Here is a 16,244-nt window from a genome sequence, read left to right on the forward strand (position 1 = left end):
TCAGCTCCTTCCTGCGGTGGGGGTAGAGCGGAGGTCCACGGCAGCGGCCCCCGCGGTCTTGAGTCGCGAATCGGAGGACCCCTTCATCGCGCCGCAGAGGCGGAGGAAGTCGTCGAACAGGTAGCTTGCGTCCTCGGGCCCGGGCGTCGCCTCGGGGTGGAACTGGACGCTGAAGAAGGGGCGGAGCCGCGAGCGGATGCCCTCGTTGGTGCCGTCGTTGATGTTGACGAACCAGGGCTCCCACTCGGCGGGCAGCGACTCGTGCTTCACCGCGTACCCGTGGTTCTGGCTCGTGACGTAACAGCGGCGGCTCAGGAGGTCCTGCACCGGCTGGTTCACGCCGCGGTGGCCGTACGGCAGCTTGAAGGTGTCGCCGCCGGCGGCCAGCGCGAGGATCTGGTTGCCGAGGCAGATGCCGAAGATCGGCTTCGTGTAGGTGCCGAGCAGGCCGCGCAGCGCGGTGACCAGCTGGCCGAGGTCCTTGGGGTCGCCGGGGCCGTTGCCGATGAGGATGCCGTCGGCGCTCTCGGCGAGCTCGGCGATGGGCGCGTGGTAGGGGGCGCGGATGACGGTGACCCCGCGCCGCAGGAGCGAGCGGACGATGTTGTCCTTCGCGCCCGCGTCGATGAGGAGCACCTTCAGGGGGCCGCCCTCGTACGTGATGGGCTCGCGGGGCGAAACGAGGCGGAACACCTCCTCGCGCATGTCCACGGCCTCGGCCGAGCGCTTCACCCGCTCGAGGTCCATCTCGGCCGGGAACAGCCAGCCCTTCATCGTCCCGACCTCCCGGAGCCGCCGCGTCAGCGTGCGCGTGTCGATCCCCGTGATCGCCGGGATGCCCTCGCTGGCGAGCCAGGCGCCGAGCGAGCGGACCGCGGCGTGGTGGCTGTACCGCTCCACGTAGCTCTGGACCACGAGGCCCTGCACCTGGATGCGGTCGGCCTCGTAAGGCCCGTCGACGCTGCCCGCTCTCCGCGGCGCGGGCACGCCGTAGCTGCCCACGAGCGGGTACGTGATCGTCAGGATCTGGCCTCTGTACGAGGGATCCGTGAGCGTCTCGACGTACCCCGTCATGCCGGTGTTGAAGACGACCTCGCCGCTCACCGCGCGCGGGGCGCCGAAGCACCGGCCCGTCATGGTCGTCCCGTCTTCGAGTACGAGCTTCATCCGATTCGCATCCATCCTCTTTGACCGCCTGGGCCGCCGCGGCGCGGACCCTTACGCAGGAGGGGCCGTGAGCGCATGCAGCGCCGTGGGCCCATGGGGTACCAGGTCCGCGCGCACGCCGCGCGGCGGGCCGGCATCATGCTCGAGGCAAGGCGTCCAAGCACCCCCGCTCGTCGGCACCGGTTGCTCCGGCGCTCCGTCGAGGTGGGGCAGGGCGCCCGGCGTCCCGTTCTTCCACATGCCGGGGACGCCCATTTGCCGTCCCCTCGCTCCACGTCAACCACGAACTTTCGGCCGAGCTTTCTCGGCCGCTTCCGGCCCGCTTTTCGCGGCCTGTCCGGAGCGCGCCGGAGCGCGCGCGGGTCTGCCTAGAGGGCCGGCGCGCGCTCGAGGTAGGCCCGCTCGAGGACGAGCACGTCCATCTTGGTCCGGAGGAAGCAGTCGAGCGCTTCCTTTGGGGTGCAAACGATCGGCTCGCTCGCGTTGAACGAGGTGTTCAGGAGGACGGGCGTGCCGGTCTGCCGGCCGAACTCGCTGATGAGCGCGTGGTAGCGCGGGTTCTCCTGGGCGGTCACCGTCTGGAGGCGCCCCGTGCCGTCGACGTGGGTCACGGCGGGGATCTCCGCGCGGCGCTCGGGCTTGATCTTGTAGACCTTGACCATGAACGGATCCGGCGAGGTCTGCTCGAAGTAGTCGCCGACGCGCTCGAGGGGGAGCGCCGGCGCGAAGGGGCGGAACAGCTCGCGGCGCTTGATCCGCTCGTTCATCACGTCCTTGATGTCCACCCGCCGCGGGTCGCAGAGGATGCTGCGGTTGCCGAGCGCGCGCGGGCCGTACTCCATCCGCCCCTGGAACCAGCCGACCACCTTGCCCTCGCTGAGCGCCCTGGCGACGCGGGGGATCAGGTCCTCGTCGGGGAGGGTCTCGAACGCGACCTGCTCCTTCCGGAGCAGCTCGTCGATGGTCTCCTGCGAGAAGGCCGGGCCGAAGTAGCTGTGCGTCTGGTGGAAGCCGCGCGGGTTGTCGAGCTTGTGGTGGTGGACGTAGAGCGCCGCGCCGAACGACGTGCCCGCGTCGCCGGCCGCGGGCTGGATGAAGACATCGTCGAACAGCCCCTTCGGCCGGATTTTCCCGGCGGCCACGCTGTTGTAGGCGCAGCCGCCCGCGAGGGCGAGGCGCGTCGAGCCGGTGAGGTGCTTCGCCGTCGCGAGCAGCTCGAAGTACACCTCCTCGAACGCCGCCTGGGTCGAGGCGGCGACCGCCATGAAGCGATCTTCCATCCGGCTCTTCGGGCTGCGGGCGGGGCCGAGCAGGTCGATCAGGCGCTCGGAGTGGATGGGGCCGTAGCGCGGTTCGCCCTCCCAGGTCATCGCGATGCCCTTCGTGTGGTGCTGGAAGTACTCGAGCCCGAGCTCGAACGCCCCGTCCTTGACGCGCACCACCTGCCGGAGCTTGTCGAGCAGATCCGGCTGGCCGTAAGCCGCCAGCCCCATGACCTTGTACTCGTCGCCGAACTTCGGGAAGCCGAGGTACTGCGTCAGGCCCGAGTAGAACAGCCCGAGCGAGTGGGGGAAGCCGACGCGCCGGAGGATCTCCAGCTTGTTGCCGCGGCCGCGCGCCCACATCGTGCTGACGAAGTCGCCGAAGGCGTCGACGGACAGGACCGCCGCCTCGTCGAAGCCCGAGGGGAAGAACGCGGAGGCGAGGTGCGCGCGGTGGTGCTCGACGCTGTGCGACGCGGCGCGGATGCGCTTCGGATCGACGCCGAGCGCGGCGCCGAGGTGCACCTTCGGGTCGCTCGCGCCGAGCGAGCCCTTGAGGAGCCCTGCCGGCGAGCGCCGCGTCAGCGCGTAGAGGAGCTTGTCGCCGAGGTGCGCCCTCGTGTCGCGGCTGATCGCGATGTGATCGATGTCCTCGACCCGCGCGCCGGCGGCGCCGAGGCAGTACTCGACCGCGAGCCGCGGGAAGCCCGCGCAGTGCTTGATCCTGCTGAACCGCTCCTCCTCCGCCGCCGCGACGAGCTGGCCGTCGACGAGCAGGGCGGCCGACGCATCGCCGTGATAGGCGTTGATCCCGAGGATGAGCATGGCTCCGCCATCTTCCGGCGCCCCCGCGCGAGGGTCAAGGCGAGCCCTCCGTGCGAGCGCAGCGTGATGGAGCGCGGGTTCGTGACGTAATTTCGGCGGTCGCGTGGCAATGCGGCGCATTGCAGGCAATGCCCCCCGCTGCGCGGCAATGCCCTCCGCTGCCGCGGCCATGCCCCCCGCTGCGCGGCCATGGTGCGCGCAGCGCGGCATGGCGCGGCGTGCGCTCAGATCTCCGCGAGGCGGATGGCCTCGAGGCGATCGCCCGCGTCGATGCGCTCCCGATCGGCCGGCACGAGGACGAGCGCGTCGGCCTCGGCGAAGCTCGTGACGGCGCCCGACGCCTGGTTCGCGGCGATGCGGGCGACGAGCTCGCCGCTCGAGACGTCGAGGCGGGTGCGGAGGAACTCGGCGCGACCGGTCTGGCGCCTGAGCGCGCTGTCCGCGCGGACGATCACCCGGGGCGGCCGCGGCGCCGCGTCGCCCTGGAGCGCGCGGAGCAGCGGCACGCCGAAGAGGACGAACGTGAGCGAGGCCGAGGCCGGATTGCCTGGCAGCCCGAGCACGTGGACGACGCCGCACCGCGAGAGCTCGGCGCGCCCCACCGCGAGCGGCTTGCCCGGCTTGATGGCGACGCGCCAGAAATCGAGCGACACGCCGGCTGCCTCGAGCGCGGGGCGGACGATGTCGTGGTCGCCGACGCTCACGCCGCCGACGGTCACCACGAGATCGGACCCGCGCAGCGCCGTCGACACCGCCTCGGCGGCGCGCGCCGCGTCGTCGGGGACGAACGGCGAGACGCGGACCGCAGCGCCCGCCGCGCGCGCGGTCGCGGCGATGAAGTAGCTGTTCGACTCCGGGATCGTGCCGGCGGGGCCTGGCGAGCCGGGCGCGCGCAGCTCGTCGCCGGAGCACATCACCGTGACCACGGGGCGGCGCGCGACGAGGACGCTCGGGCGATCGAGAGCGGCCGCGAGCGCGACCTTCCCCGGCGTGAGCCGCGCTCCTCGGCGCAGCGGGACGGCGCCCTCCGCGAGGTCCGCGCCACGGCGGCGCACCCAGGCACCCGCCCGCGGCGCTTCCTGCAGGGTGATCTCGTCGCCGCTGCGCACGGCATCCTCTTGCGGCGCGATCGCGTCGGCGCCGGGCGGCAGCCGCGCGCCGGTGAAGATCCGACACGCCGTGCCCGGCTGGAGCGCCGGCAGCGGGCGGCCGGCCGCGCTCTCGCCGCGGACGGGCAGCCTGAAGGGCCCGCTGCCCGCGAGGTCGGCCGAGGCGATGGCGTAGCCGTCCATCGCGCTGTAGTCGAAGGCGGGCATCGCGTCGGCGGCCGCGATGTCCTCGGCAAGCACGCGCCCTGCCGCGTCGTCGAGCGGCACCCGCTCGGGGCCGACCGGGACCGCGGTCGCGAGCAGCCGATCGAGCGCCTCTTCGAAGCGGATCATCCGCGCTGCTCCTCGCCCTGCGCGGGCTGCGGGGATCGGTGGTGGTGCCCGCCCTTGCCGGACGCCAGCGTGACCGCGTGCGCGAGGACGGGGCCGATGATCTGCGTGACGGCGAGCTCCACCGCCTTCGGGCTGCCGGGCAGCGCGATCACCACGAGCCCTCGCGCGACGCCCGCCGCGGCGCGCGACAGGATTGCGTTCGGCCCGATGGCGTCCCAGCTCAGGCGCCGGAACGCCTCGCCGAAGCCGTCGAGCGTCTTCTCGAAGAGCGGCGCGAGCGCCTCGAGGGTCCGGTCGCGCGGGGCGATCCCGGTCCCGCCTGTGGTGACGACCGCGTCGGCCGAGCCGGCGTCCGCGATCTGAACGATCGCGGCTCGCAGCAGCTCGGGCTCCTCGCGGACGACGGCGTGGGATGTCACGGAGAAGCCGGCGCGCTTCAGGAGCTCGCCGAGGAGCTGTCCGCCCTCGTCATCGTCGAGGGTGCGGGTGTCACTGAGCGTCAGCGTGGCGACGCGCACGGGGGAGCGGCTCATGCGGCAGATTTACGCCTGTCCCCGGCGATAGGCGAACTCTTGACGACACCGGCGCGACGTCGCGGCGGACTTCGCCCGAGCGCGGTGGCGCAACGGCGCGATGGCGCGACGGCGCGATCGCCGATCGAGCGAAGGCGGCCTCGCTGCGTCCCAGGCGCTCCCGCCGCGCCCAGCGAGCCGTCCGCGGCGCGTGGCGCGGCCTTGTCGCTCCGACGTCATCGACGGCGGATGGCTTTCGCCCCGTCGCTGCGCTAGGGGAGCGGCGTGTCAGGCCCTCTGATCCCTTACATCGAGCTCCCCGAGATCCCGCTCGCGTTCCTGGAGCACATCCCGCTCGTGGGGCAGCTCATCGATCCGGCGAAGCCGCCGTCGATCAAGCCGTTCGGCACGCTGGTGGCGCTCGGCGTCTACATCGGCGCCATGGTCGCCACGCGGCACGCCCGCGAGCGGCGCCTCGACGAGAAGAAGATGAGCGAGTTCATCTTCTGGGTCGTGGCGGCCGGGTTCATCGGCGGGCACGTCCTCGACGCGATCTTCTATCACCCGCAGCGCGTCGCCCGGGATCCTCTCTATCTCTTCGCGCTCTGGGACGGCCTGTCGAGCTTCGGCGGCTTCACCGGCGCGCTGATCGGCGCGTTCTCGTGGCGCTTCTATCGCCGCGAGCGGATCCTGCCCTACTGCGAGGTCGTCAACAGCGCGTTTCCGCTCGCGTGGGTCTTCGGGCGCGCAGGCTGCGCGTCGGTCCACGATCATCCGGGCCGCATTTCCGACGCATGGTTCGCGGTCCAATACCCGCTCGGGACGGGACACGTCGGCCGGTTCGATCTCGGCCTGTATGAGTGTGTGCTCGCGATCCCGCTCGCGATCGCGTTCGCGGTGCTCTGGCGCCGGAACCCCCATCGTCCGCTCGGCTTCTACACGGGGATCATGTGCACCGCGTACGCTCCGGTGCGGTTCGCGCTGGATTTCCTGCGCGAGCGAGAGGGCACGGTCGTCGGCGGCGATCCGCGCTATGGCGGTCTCACTCCGGCGCAGTGGGCCTGCTTCGGTCTGTTCGCGGTGGGGCTCTATTTCCTGCGCATGGCGGCGCGCGGCGAGCCGTCGAGCGCCGGCGCGGACCCGCTGGACGGCTCGCCGCGCGTCGCCGACGACGACCCGTCCGACGAGGACGATGAGCCCGAGGCGCCTCGGGCCTCCCGCGCCCGGGCCGAAAGGTGAGCCCGCACCTGGGCGCCGTGGACCGGTCGTTTCGGGTCTCGGACAGATCCGCGCCGCGCGATGCGCTCATACGCTGGTTGGCGCTGGACCGCTCGGCCCTGCCGACCGCTGGGCGTCCCGAGCGCCGGCCTGGCCACGCCCGCCTGTGACGGAGTGCGCGCGCTGAGGAGCCCCTGGTCGCCTGGGGCGCCCTCAGTCTTCCGGACCGGCGCTCGGGTGAGGGGCGTAAGGCCCCCAAGGCGCGCGGGGGGCCCGGGACGGCTCCTTCCGGGCCTTCATTTGGCTCGCCCGCCCGTGGCGGGTCCCTTGACGCGCCTGGGGCGCCAGATATCGTGGGGTGGAGTTTGCACCAGAGGGTCGGCCCGCCGACCTTCGCTCGATTGAGCTCGGTCGCTCCTTCCGCCGACGGAGGGGCGATCGAGGCGCGCTCGCGAAAGGCTCCGCATCATCGACATCGATCACGGAGCGAGTGGACCAAAATAAGAGGGAACGCAGGGGCCAACCCCAGGTTTTTCTACAATGGCTGAAGATTCGCGTAAGTTGTTCGTGGCGGGCTTGCCCGACTCCATCACCGAAGACGTTTTGCGGCAGCTCTTCGAGGCCACCGGCGGCAACGTCGTCGAGGTCAGTCTTCCGAAAGATCGCGCGACGGGTCGTCCGCGCGGGTTCGGCTTCGTCACACTCTCGACGACCGGCGAAGCCAACGCCGCGCGCGAGTCGCTCGACGGTTCATTTCAGGGCGGCAAGTCCATCTCGGTCCGCCCCTTCCAGGCCGAGCCGCCGCGGCGCGAGGGGCGCCCGATGGGCCCCGGCGGTGGTCCCGGCGCTGGCCCAGGTGGCCCTGGCGGCGGTGGCGGTATGGGCGGCGGCGGGCCGGCTGCAGCGCCCGATCGCACCCTCTACGTCGGCAATCTCCCCTACGACGCGAGCGTCGAGGAAGTCGAGGGGCTCATCGGCGCGACGGGCGCCGGTCCCGTGGTGCGGGTCCACCTCCCGATGGATCCTGACGGTCGCAAGCGCGGCTTCGGCTTCGTGACGATGGCGAGCGCCGAGGCAGCGCGCGGCGCGATCGATGCCCTGCGCGGCGTGGACGTGCGTGGTCGACGGCTCGTCGTCAACCTCGCACACCCGAAGGGTGAGCGGCCGGCGCGCGAGGACCGCCCGGGCGGCTTCGGCGGTGGTGGCGGCGGCTTCGGCGGTGGTGGCGGCGGCTTCGGCGGCGGCGGCGGTGGCTTCGGCGGCGGCGGCGGCGGCTTCGCCGGTGGTGGTGGCGGAGCTCCTCCGCCGCCTGCGCGCAAGACCTTCGATGATCGCCGGCGGCGCGGCAGTCACGACGGGGATGGTCCTCCCGGCGGTGGTGGCGGTGGCGGCGCTGGTGGTGCTGGCAAGCGCAGCAACAACAAGAACTGGGATCGCGGCCGCACCGGTGACGACTGGGACGACGAATGAGCGCTCCCGGTTGACAACTGCATCGTTTCTCGTAGGGTAGCGCCCTCCAGACGGGCGGTCGGGCGTCGCTGATCCGGCACACGTCCTCTGGTGCCCCCCGCCGGTTGCGGTGCTAGCGCTTCCCGTGCTGCCCGTGCCTAGGTTCAACCAGGGCCGCCTGTGGAAACAGGTCGGCCCTGTCTTCGGAGACCTCCGATGCGCGACATCATCAAGCTGACGTGCGGCAACTGCGGCCGCGCGAACTACCACACGACGAAGAACAAGCGGACGATGACGGACAAGTTCGTCATCAAGAAGTTCTGCCCGACCGAGCGCAAGCACACCGAGCACAAAGAAGGCAAGATCTCGAAGGGCTAGGCCACGCTGCACCGCTGGCCGCTGCCGCCGGGGCCCACGCAAGCGGGCCCCGGGTCGGGTTGCTGCGTCCTCCGTGGTGCTCGGCTTAACCTCTTTCCTTTCTAGGGCGAAGCGATGATCTTCGACTGGCTCTACGGCCTGTTCTCGAACGATCTCGCGATCGATCTCGGCACCGCAACCACGCTCATCTACGTGAAGGGCAAGGGCATCGTGTCATGCGAGCCCTCGGTGGTCGCCGTCCAGCGCGATGCTCGCGGCGGCAAGAAGGTGCTCGCCGTCGGCCGCGAGGCGAAGGAGATGCTCGGTCGCACCCCAGGCAACATCCAGGCGGTGCGGCCTCTGCGCGACGGCGTCATCGCCGACTTCGAGATCACCGAGGCGATGCTCCGGTATTTCATCGCGCGCGCGCACAACCGCCGCACGCTCGTCAAGCCGCGCATCATCATCTGCGTCCCCTTCGGCATCACCGAGGTCGAGAAGCGGGCGGTGAAGGAGAGCGCCGAGGGCGCTGGCGCGCGCGAGGTCTACCTCATCGAGGAGCCGATGGCGGCGGCGATCGGCGCCGGGCTGCCGATCACCGAGCCGAGCGGCAACATGGTCGTCGACATCGGCGGCGGCACGACCGAGGTCGCCGTGATCTCCCTCGCCGGCATCGTCTATTCGCAGAGCGTGCGCGTCGGCGGCGACAAGATGGACGAGTCGATCATGGCCTACATGAAGCGCAAGTACAACATGGCCATCGGCGAGCAGACCGCGGAGCGCATCAAGATCACGATCGGCAACGCGTACCCGCTCGAGCAGCAGCTCACGATGGAGGTCAAGGGGCGCGACATGGTCGCGGGCATCCCCAAGACGGTCGTCGTCAACTCCGACGAGATCCGCGACTCGCTGAGCGAGCCGACGAACGCCATCGTGGACGCCGTGCTCATCGCGCTGGAGCGCACGCCGCCCGAGCTGGCGGCCGACATCGTCGACAAGGGCATCGTGCTCACCGGCGGCGGCTCGCTCCTCAAGAACCTCGACGTGCTCCTCCGCGAGGAGACGGGGTTGCCCGTGATGGTGTGCGACGACCCGATCAGCGCCGTGGTGCTCGGCAGCGGCAAGGCGCTGGATCACCTCGAGCTCTTGAAAGAGGTCACGATCAGCTGAGGGTCGTCTTCGTGTCCCGCCCGTGAGCACGCCGGCGGGGGTGTTTGCGGCGCGCGGCGAGCCGCCCCGCGCCGGGGTGGGCGCCGCGCGCGGCGTCGAGAGGGGTGGCCTCGCGGGGCGCCTCGTACTACCTGGGTCCGGGAGCCACGGTGAACCTCAAACGCTACCGCGACTTCGTGATCGTGCTGTTGGCGCTCGCGGTGCCGTTCTGGTTCCTGCGCGCCAGCATGCGCGACCCCAAGCAGAACACGGGCGCCGACCGGATCATCATCAGCATCGCGGCGCCGATCCAGTACGCGGCCGCGACGCTGGCGCGTGGGATCTCGAACCTCTGGGGCGACTACATCTACCTGGTCGACGTCAAGGAAGACAACGCCAGGCAGGCCTCGCAGGTCGCCCGCCTACGAGAGCGGGTGCGGAAGCTCGAGGCGCTCGAGGAAGAGAACCGCCGCCTGCGCAGGCTGCTCGACCTGCGCCAGAGCCTCCGGACCGACGTGGTGAGCGCCCAGGTCGTCGGCAAGAGCACCAACGATTTCTTCCGGGTCGTTCGCGTCACGCTCGATCGCGAGGCGCGGGACATCGTCTCCAACTTGCCGGTCCTCTCCGCGGACGGCGTGGTCGGCACCACGCTGAAGAGCGCCGGCGACACGGTCGACGTGCGGCTCGTCGTCGACGGGGGCAGCGGCGTCGACGTGGTGGTCGAGCGCACCGGTGCGCGCGGCTTCGTCCGCGGCACGGGCGACGAGAGCAAGTACTCCTGCAGCGTCGAGTACGTGCAGCGCACCGACGAGATCGAGGTCGGCGATCTCCTCGTGACGAGCGGCGTCGGCCGGCGCTTCCCGAAGGGGATCCCGGTCGGGACCGTGACGCAGGTCGTCCGCCGCGACTTCGGCATTTACCAGCAGGTGTACGTCGCGCCCGCGGTCGATTTCTCGCGGCTGGAGGAGGTGCTCATCGTGACGACGACGCCGCCGGAGGAGACGCCCCCCCAGGCGCAGCGGAGGTGACGCGATGAGAAACTCCGCGTTCCTGGCGATGGGGGCCGCCCTGCTGATCCTTCAGTCGAACCTGTTCCGGCTCATCGGCAAGCTGAACATCCCGGGCTCCACGCCGAGCCTTCTCCTCCCGCTCGTCGTGTTCATGGGGGTGCACGAGTACTCGATCGCGCGGGGCGCCGCGCTCGCGTTCCTGCTCGGGTACCTGCTCGATCTCTTCACCGGCGCGCCGGTCGGGCTGTTCACCTTCATCACCGTCGCGACCTTCGTCGTGTCGCGGGCGGCCGGCGTGCGGCTCGCCGCGCAGACGCTCCTCACGAAGATCGCGCTGGCCTTCGTCTTCGGCCTCGTCGAGGGGGTGCTCATCGTGATCCTCACCGCCATCTTCGGGGGCGACGCGGCGCGCACCCGCGCGCTCGCCCGGCTCGTCGCGCCGCACGCTGTCTCGACGGCGCTGTTCGCGCCGTTCGTCTTCCGGCTGGCCGAGCGCGTGCACCAGGCGACGATCAACGTCCCGCGGCCAGGGGAGAGCCCGCGGTGAGCCTGCTCGTCCAGCGCTCCGACGTGAGCGAGTTCCGCCGGCGCTTCCGGTGGATCGCGCTCGGCATGGTCGTCGGCTTCATGGTGCTCCTCGGGCGCCTGTTCTACCTGCAGGTCCTCGAGGTCGACGAGAACAAGGCCATCGCTCGCGAGAACATCGTCCGGCGCGTGACGCTCGCGACGACGCGCGGGATCATCCGGGACAAGAACGGCAAGGTGCTCGCGGCGAGCCGGCCGTCGTACAACGTCTACGTCGTCCCGCGGCGCCTCGACATGGAGACGATCTGGCCGAAGCTCGTCGAGTACCTCGGCGTCGGGATCGAGGAGCGCGCGAGGCTCGAGGCGCTGATCACCTCGATCCGCGCCGACGAGGGCCCGCGCAAGAACCAGCAGATCCTGCTCAAGGAGGACATCTCGCGCGACGCCGTGGCGACCTTGGCGACGCACGACGCCGAGCTGCCGGGGGTCGACGTGGTGCCTGTCCCGGTGCGCTACTACCCGTACGAGGAGGTCGGCTCGCACGTCCTCGGCTACATGGCCGAGGTGGACGCCGAGCGGCTCGCGTCGCTCCGCAGCGTCGGCTACATCGAGGGCGATCGCATCGGCGTGACCGGGATCGAGCGCGCCTGGGAGAGCTACCTGCGCGGCACGCGCGGCTGGGAGAAGGTGCTCGTCGACGCCAAGGGGCGGCGCAGGGCGGGCGGCGACGGGATCATCGAGGAGCCGCGGCGGGTGGACCCGATCCCCGGCCGCGATCTCCGGCTGACGCTCGACGCCGACATCCAGAAGGCGATCGACAAGGCGATGCGCGGCGAGCTCGCCGGCGGCGTCGCGGTCATCGACGTGCGCACCGGGCGCATCCTCGGGCTGTACTCGAAGCCCGGCTACAACCCGAACGCGCTCTCCGGCGGCTCGGGGAAGCAGGTCATCCGCGACGCGTTCCGGCGGCTCTACTCCGATCCGCTGAAGCCCGCGCTCGACAAGACGCTGTCCGGGGCGTACCCGCCCGGCTCGACGTTCAAGCCGTTCACCGCGCTGGCGGCGCTCGAGAAGGGGCTCATCGATCCCCGCCAGTCCTCGCGGTGCCGGGGCGCGCTGACGTTCGGCAAGCGCACCTTCCGGTGCACGCACGTGCACGGGCCGGTCGCGATGCAGCAGGCGATCGCGGAGTCGTGCAACGTCTACTTCTACCGGCTGGCGGCGGAGTACGGCGTCGGCATGGACGTCATCGCGGAGATGGGCCAGCGCTACGGGCTCGGCGCGCGGACGGGGCTCGGCATCAACGCCGAGGCGGGGGGCAGGATGCCCACCCGGGCGTGGATGACGCTCCGGAACAAGGGCCAGTTCCGCCTCGGTTTCGGCCTGAACGCGGCGATCGGGCAGGGCGCGACGACGGTCACGGTGCTCCAGCTCGCGCTCGCGTACGCGGCGCTCGCGAACGGCGGCACGCTGTACCAGCCGCAGATCGTGCGGGCCGTCGAGACGAGCGCCGGCACGGTCGTCCAGGAGTTCACGCCGCGCGTGCGCCGCCAGATCGACATCCGGCCGGAGAACCTCTCCCTCGTGCACCGGGCGATGGTCGCCGGCGTGAACGAGGAGGGCGGCACGGCGTTCAAGGCGCGCGTCGCGGGCGTGGAGATGGCGGGCAAGACGGGGACCGCGCAGGTCTCGCACCGGCTCACCCGCGGCGTCGAGGCCGAGCGGGTCTGGTACTTCAACCGCGAGCACGCCTGGTTCGCCGGCTACGCGCCGACGCGCTCGCCCGAGGTCGCCGTCGTCGTGCTCGTCGAGCACGGCGGCACGGGCGGCAAGCACGCGGCGCCGGTCGCCTTCGAGGTCGTCCGCGCGTACCAGGAGCTCGCGAAGGAGCGTCGCGGCGGCCCGAACGAGGGGCCGCGAGCGGGCAAGAGCAGCGCGGGCCGCGCGCCCGCCGCGTCGGGGCGCACGCCATGATCCGGGGTGACTCTCTCTCTTCGCGCGATCGCGATCATTTCGACTGGCCGCTGTTCATCGCCGCGGTGTCCATCGCGGTGCTCGGCGTGGTCAACCTCTACAGCGCGACGAGCGTCTACTCCGGCGCGCGCGCGGAGCTCTACATCAGCCAGGTGTACTGGCTGTTCATGGGCGGCATCATCGGCGGCGTGCTGATCGCGCTCGACTACCGGCACCTGGAGCGCCTCGGCTACGTGCTCTACACGTTCGGCGTCTTCTCGCTGGCGCTCGTCTTCGTGCTCGCGCGCGACGTGCGCGGCTCCGCGCGGTGGATCGAGTTCGGCGCGTTCCGGTTCCAGCCCAGCGAGTTCATGAAGGTGTTCCTGGTCATCGCGCTGGCGAAGTTCCTGCACGACGATCCGCGCAACGAGGGCCGCACCCTCCGCGATCTGGCGATCCCGGCGGCGCTGACGGCGGTCCCTGCGCTCCTCGTGCTCAAGCAGCCCGATCTGGGGACGGCGCTCATCCTCGTGTTCGTCTTCCTGACGATCGCGGCGGTCACGCGCGTGCGGTGGAGGAGCGCCGCGCTGTTCGTCGTGTCCATCGCGGTGGCGATCCCGATCGTCTGGGAGTACGTGCTGCTCGACTACCAGCGCGCGCGCGTGCTCGTGTTCCTCCACCCCGAGGAAGATCTCCTGCACCGAGGCTGGCACGCCCACCACTCGCGCGTCGCGATCGGCAACGGCGGCCTGTTCGGCAGCGGGTACCTGCGGGGCACCCAGAACCAGTTCCTCTTCCTGCCGGATCAGTTCACGGACTTCCCGTTCCCCGTCTTCGCCGAGGAGTGGGGGTTCATCGGGTGCATGGTCCTCGTGTGCCTCTATGCGTTCCTGGTCGTGTGGGGGATCCGCATCGCGTCGATGGCGAAGGATCGCTTCGGCGCGGTGCTCGGCGTCGGCTGCGCCGCGATCATCTTCTGGCACGCGGTCATCAACCTCGGCATGACGTCGGGCGTGCTGCCGGTCGTCGGTGTCACGCTGCCCCTGTTCTCGTACGGCGGATCGAGCGTGACCACGGTGATGGTGGCGATCGCGCTCCTCATGAGCGTGTCGATGCGCCGCTACTCCGGCGTCGCCTCGCTCGATCGGCTGTGATGGCGCGCCGTACGGACCGCGTCAGATCGCGCTTTCGGCGAGCCGCGCTTCGATGACGAACGCGAAGGCCTTGAGCGCGTCGCGCTCGGTGATCTCGCCGCCAGCGCGCGCTCTGCGGACCACGGCGCGAAAGCCGAGGTAACGGCGCCCGTCCAGGCCGAGCAGCGCCGGCACCGTCGCGGGGTCGCGCGCCGTGCCGCTCGATCCCGCGAGCTCCGCCGCTTTGTCGAAGATCGCCGCGACGAGCGCGTCGCAGCGCTCGATCGCCACGGCATACCCCTCCGCGGCGATCGCCGCCTCGATCTCCGCGATCGCCTCCCGCTCGGCGGTCGGCCAGAGCGCGACGAACGAGAGGCCCGGCTGGGCGAGGTGCTTCGTCGCCGCGGACGGGCCGTCCGCGCGCGCGGTCGCCGGGGCGTCCGCCGGCGCGGCCAGCCTCCGGGCCGCGAGCTGCAGCGACGACGGGAGCCCGCGGCTCACCGGATCCCTGACGCCGGCGCTGCGCGGCGCGAGCTCGACGCGAGGCGATGCCGTCGCGCCGGGCGCGGCCGCGCCCTCGCTCGGATCGCCGATCGTCGAGTCCGGCGGCATCGTCGACCACGGCTTGCTGGGCGGCGCGAGCCTCGAGATCACCGCGTCGAGCGGCGCCGACGGCGGCGGCGACGCGTCGCGCAGGGCGGTGGCGAGCCCGCCCTCGATCGCGTCGAACCCGCCCAGCCCGCTCCCCATCGCGTCAGGCAGGCGGCTCTCGAACGCGCGAAGGACCGCGGCGCTGATCTCCTCGAGCCCCTCGTAGAGGCCGAGCCCCGTCTTCGCCGACGTGGCCAGCGAGGAGACGCGGGACGGGTTCAACATCGCGTCGAGCTCCGAAAGCGGCAGCAAATCAGGCAAATCGCGCTTGTTGTGCTGGAAAATGTGCGGGAGGTGATCGAGCGCCCGCCCCTGCTCGGCGAGGTTCTCGCGCAGGTTCTCCATGCTCTCCAGGTTGGCGTCGGCGCGCACGGCCTGCGAATCGCTGACGAACACGATGCCGTCCGCGCCCGTGAGCACCAGCTTTCGGGTCGCGTTGAAGTAGACCTGCCCTGGCACCGTGAAGAGCTGGAGCCTCACGTTCATCCCGCGCAGCTGCGGGAGCCGGACCGGCAAGAAGTCGAAGTAGAGCGTTCGATCGACCGGCGTCGCGAGGGAGACGAGCTTGCCGCGGTACTCGGGCTTCGCCGTGGCGTGCAAGTACTCCAGCGTGGTCGTCTTCCCGCCCAGGCCGGGCCCGTAATAGACGATCTTGAAGACGAGCTCGCGCGACAGTGGGTTCACCGACGCCATGGGCGCCGGCGACGATACACGAAAAGGCGGACGAGGGCGCCGCGGCGTGCGCGGGCGCATGAAAGCCCGCCGCGCGCCCCGCGTGCCCGCCAGGGCGGATCGCCCGCGGAGCGGCCCGCGCGGCGCTCCGTCAGCGGAGCCCGACGAGCGGCTCGAACTTGTCCTTCTGGCCGATCTGGAGCAAGAGCGCGACCTGGCCCCGCTGCGCCTGGAAGTAGTCGAGCCGCAGCCGGTGCGTCCCCTCCGTGAGGCGGGCCTCGCCGTCCACGGTCTTCGCGCTGTGGACGCCGTCGTTCGCGACCACGCGCTTGTCGTCGATGTAGAGGATCGCGCCGTCGTCCGAGGTGAGCCTGAGCTGGAACACGCCTTCCTGGGGCGCCTTGAACTCGCCCTCGAACCGGATCGCGAACCACTCGTTCTGCGCGAGCGCGCCAGGGAAGCCGCCGGAGAAGTCCTGTGACTTCACCTCGAACTTGTCCGTGTACAGCACAGCGAACGGCACGAGCCCGTCGAAGCTCGGGAGCTTCTGGGTGTTCTCGGGGAGCACGTAGGCGAGCCCCCGGAAGGCGCCGCCTTCCCCGTTGCCGAACGCGTTCGGGGCGGTGATGCGCGGCGCGTTGTTCGTGGGCAGGCGCCACTTCTGGGTCCTGCGCCGCTCCGGCTCCGGGTCGGGCTTGGCCGGCTTGCGCGACCGGGAGGCTTTCTTTGCGGGCGGCGGGGGCGGCGGCGAGGCCTCTGCCGGCGTGTTGCCGCTCTGGATGGTGACATGGCAGCCGCTGAGGAGAGACGCGGCAAGCACGCACGAGGCGATGTGCGACGAGGTTCGGACCATGACGTCTCCTGGGAGGGAACGGGCGGATTGTCCCGTCCCCGCGTGAATGCGAGGATGGCGCTTAGA

14 protein-coding genes are annotated in these 16,244 nt (G+C 71.2%); 8 read left to right on the forward strand and 6 right to left on the reverse strand.

Features of this window, described 5'->3' with window-relative positions:
- The 4 genes from carA to POL72_RS45850 form a co-directional block, all read right to left on the reverse strand.
- Window positions 1-1,167: a glutamine-hydrolyzing carbamoyl-phosphate synthase small subunit gene (carA, locus tag POL72_RS45835; RefSeq protein WP_272103232.1), complete on the reverse strand. Its 1,167-nt coding sequence runs from the start codon at window positions 1,165-1,167 to the stop codon at window positions 1-3.
- 368 nt (window positions 1,168-1,535) lie between these two features.
- Window positions 1,536-3,254, reverse strand: a complete 1,719-nt coding sequence (locus POL72_RS45840; protein WP_272103233.1) for a carbamoyltransferase family protein — start codon at window positions 3,252-3,254, stop codon at window positions 1,536-1,538.
- A gap of 224 nt (window positions 3,255-3,478) precedes the next feature.
- Window positions 3,479-4,696, reverse strand: a complete 1,218-nt coding sequence (locus POL72_RS45845) for a molybdopterin molybdotransferase MoeA (RefSeq protein WP_272103234.1) — start codon at window positions 4,694-4,696, stop codon at window positions 3,479-3,481.
- Window positions 4,693-5,229 carry a MogA/MoaB family molybdenum cofactor biosynthesis protein gene (locus tag POL72_RS45850; RefSeq protein ID WP_272103235.1) on the reverse strand — a complete coding sequence of 179 codons (537 nt, stop codon included), beginning with the start codon at window positions 5,227-5,229 and terminating at the stop codon, window positions 4,693-4,695. The genes POL72_RS45845 and POL72_RS45850 overlap by 4 nt, the downstream gene beginning before the upstream one ends.
- A gap of 264 nt (window positions 5,230-5,493) precedes the next feature.
- Here POL72_RS45850 and POL72_RS45855 point away from each other — a divergent pair, with 264 nt between their 5' ends.
- The 8 genes from POL72_RS45855 (at window position 5,494) to rodA (ending at window position 14,023) form a co-directional block, all read left to right on the forward strand.
- Window positions 5,494-6,447, forward strand: coding sequence for a prolipoprotein diacylglyceryl transferase (locus tag POL72_RS45855; RefSeq protein ID WP_272103236.1), 954 nt, complete (start codon window positions 5,494-5,496; stop codon window positions 6,445-6,447).
- Window positions 6,448-6,966: 519 nt separating this feature from the next.
- On the forward strand, window positions 6,967-7,896 hold the full coding sequence (locus POL72_RS45860; RefSeq protein WP_272103237.1) for an RNA recognition motif domain-containing protein: 930 nt from the start codon (window positions 6,967-6,969) through the stop codon (window positions 7,894-7,896).
- A gap of 195 nt (window positions 7,897-8,091) precedes the next feature.
- A complete protein-coding gene (rpmG, locus tag POL72_RS45865) occupies window positions 8,092-8,253 on the forward strand; it encodes a 50S ribosomal protein L33 (protein WP_012235039.1) in 162 nt (53 codons plus the stop codon).
- Window positions 8,254-8,367: 114 nt separating this feature from the next.
- Complete coding sequence (locus POL72_RS45870; protein ID WP_276598056.1) at window positions 8,368-9,402, forward strand: rod shape-determining protein; 1,035 nt, start codon at window positions 8,368-8,370, stop codon at window positions 9,400-9,402.
- 149 nt (window positions 9,403-9,551) lie between these two features.
- Window positions 9,552-10,409: a rod shape-determining protein MreC gene (gene mreC / locus POL72_RS45875; RefSeq protein WP_272103238.1), complete on the forward strand. Its 858-nt coding sequence runs from the start codon at window positions 9,552-9,554 to the stop codon at window positions 10,407-10,409.
- A gap of 4 nt (window positions 10,410-10,413) precedes the next feature.
- On the forward strand, window positions 10,414-10,938 hold the full coding sequence (locus tag POL72_RS45880; protein WP_272103239.1) for a hypothetical protein: 525 nt from the start codon (window positions 10,414-10,416) through the stop codon (window positions 10,936-10,938).
- On the forward strand, window positions 10,935-12,890 hold the full coding sequence (gene mrdA, locus POL72_RS45885; RefSeq protein ID WP_272103240.1) for a penicillin-binding protein 2: 1,956 nt from the start codon (window positions 10,935-10,937) through the stop codon (window positions 12,888-12,890). Before POL72_RS45880 ends, mrdA begins: the two co-directional genes overlap by 4 nt.
- A complete protein-coding gene (gene rodA / locus POL72_RS45890; RefSeq protein ID WP_272103241.1) occupies window positions 12,887-14,023 on the forward strand; it encodes a rod shape-determining protein RodA in 1,137 nt (378 codons plus the stop codon). Before mrdA ends, rodA begins: the two co-directional genes overlap by 4 nt.
- Before the next feature lie 21 nt (window positions 14,024-14,044).
- Here rodA and POL72_RS45895 read toward each other — a convergent pair whose 3' ends face one another.
- Complete coding sequence (locus tag POL72_RS45895) at window positions 14,045-15,346, reverse strand: GTP-binding protein (RefSeq protein WP_272103242.1); 1,302 nt, start codon at window positions 15,344-15,346, stop codon at window positions 14,045-14,047.
- Window positions 15,347-15,476: 130 nt separating this feature from the next.
- Window positions 15,477-16,178 (reverse strand): PA14 domain-containing protein, encoded by a 702-nt coding sequence (locus POL72_RS45900; protein ID WP_272103243.1) that lies wholly within the window; start codon window positions 16,176-16,178, stop codon window positions 15,477-15,479.
- Window positions 16,179-16,244 lie beyond the last annotated feature (66 nt).

The sequence above is a fragment of the Sorangium aterium genome (genome assembly GCF_028368935.1).
Classification (GTDB): Bacteria; Myxococcota_A; Polyangia; order Polyangiales; family Polyangiaceae; genus Sorangium; species Sorangium atrum.

Coding starts and splice junctions, on each gene's coding strand:
- carA (WP_272103232.1), bottom strand. CDS start 1,167: ATGAAGCTCGTACTCGAAGACGGGACGACCATGACGGGCCGGTGCTTC.
- POL72_RS45840 (WP_272103233.1), bottom strand. CDS start 3,254: ATGCTCATCCTCGGGATCAACGCCTATCACGGCGATGCGTCGGCCGCC.
- POL72_RS45845 (WP_272103234.1), bottom strand. CDS start 4,696: ATGATCCGCTTCGAAGAGGCGCTCGATCGGCTGCTCGCGACCGCGGTC.
- POL72_RS45850 (WP_272103235.1), bottom strand. CDS start 5,229: ATGAGCCGCTCCCCCGTGCGCGTCGCCACGCTGACGCTCAGTGACACC.
- POL72_RS45860 (WP_272103237.1), top strand. CDS start 6,967: ATGGCTGAAGATTCGCGTAAGTTGTTCGTGGCGGGCTTGCCCGACTCC.
- rpmG (WP_012235039.1), top strand. CDS start 8,092: ATGCGCGACATCATCAAGCTGACGTGCGGCAACTGCGGCCGCGCGAAC.
- POL72_RS45870 (WP_276598056.1), top strand. CDS start 8,368: ATGATCTTCGACTGGCTCTACGGCCTGTTCTCGAACGATCTCGCGATC.
- POL72_RS45880 (WP_272103239.1), top strand. CDS start 10,414: ATGAGAAACTCCGCGTTCCTGGCGATGGGGGCCGCCCTGCTGATCCTT.
- rodA (WP_272103241.1), top strand. CDS start 12,887: ATGATCCGGGGTGACTCTCTCTCTTCGCGCGATCGCGATCATTTCGAC.
- POL72_RS45895 (WP_272103242.1), bottom strand. CDS start 15,346: ATGGCGTCGGTGAACCCACTGTCGCGCGAGCTCGTCTTCAAGATCGTC.
- POL72_RS45900 (WP_272103243.1), bottom strand. CDS start 16,178: ATGGTCCGAACCTCGTCGCACATCGCCTCGTGCGTGCTTGCCGCGTCT.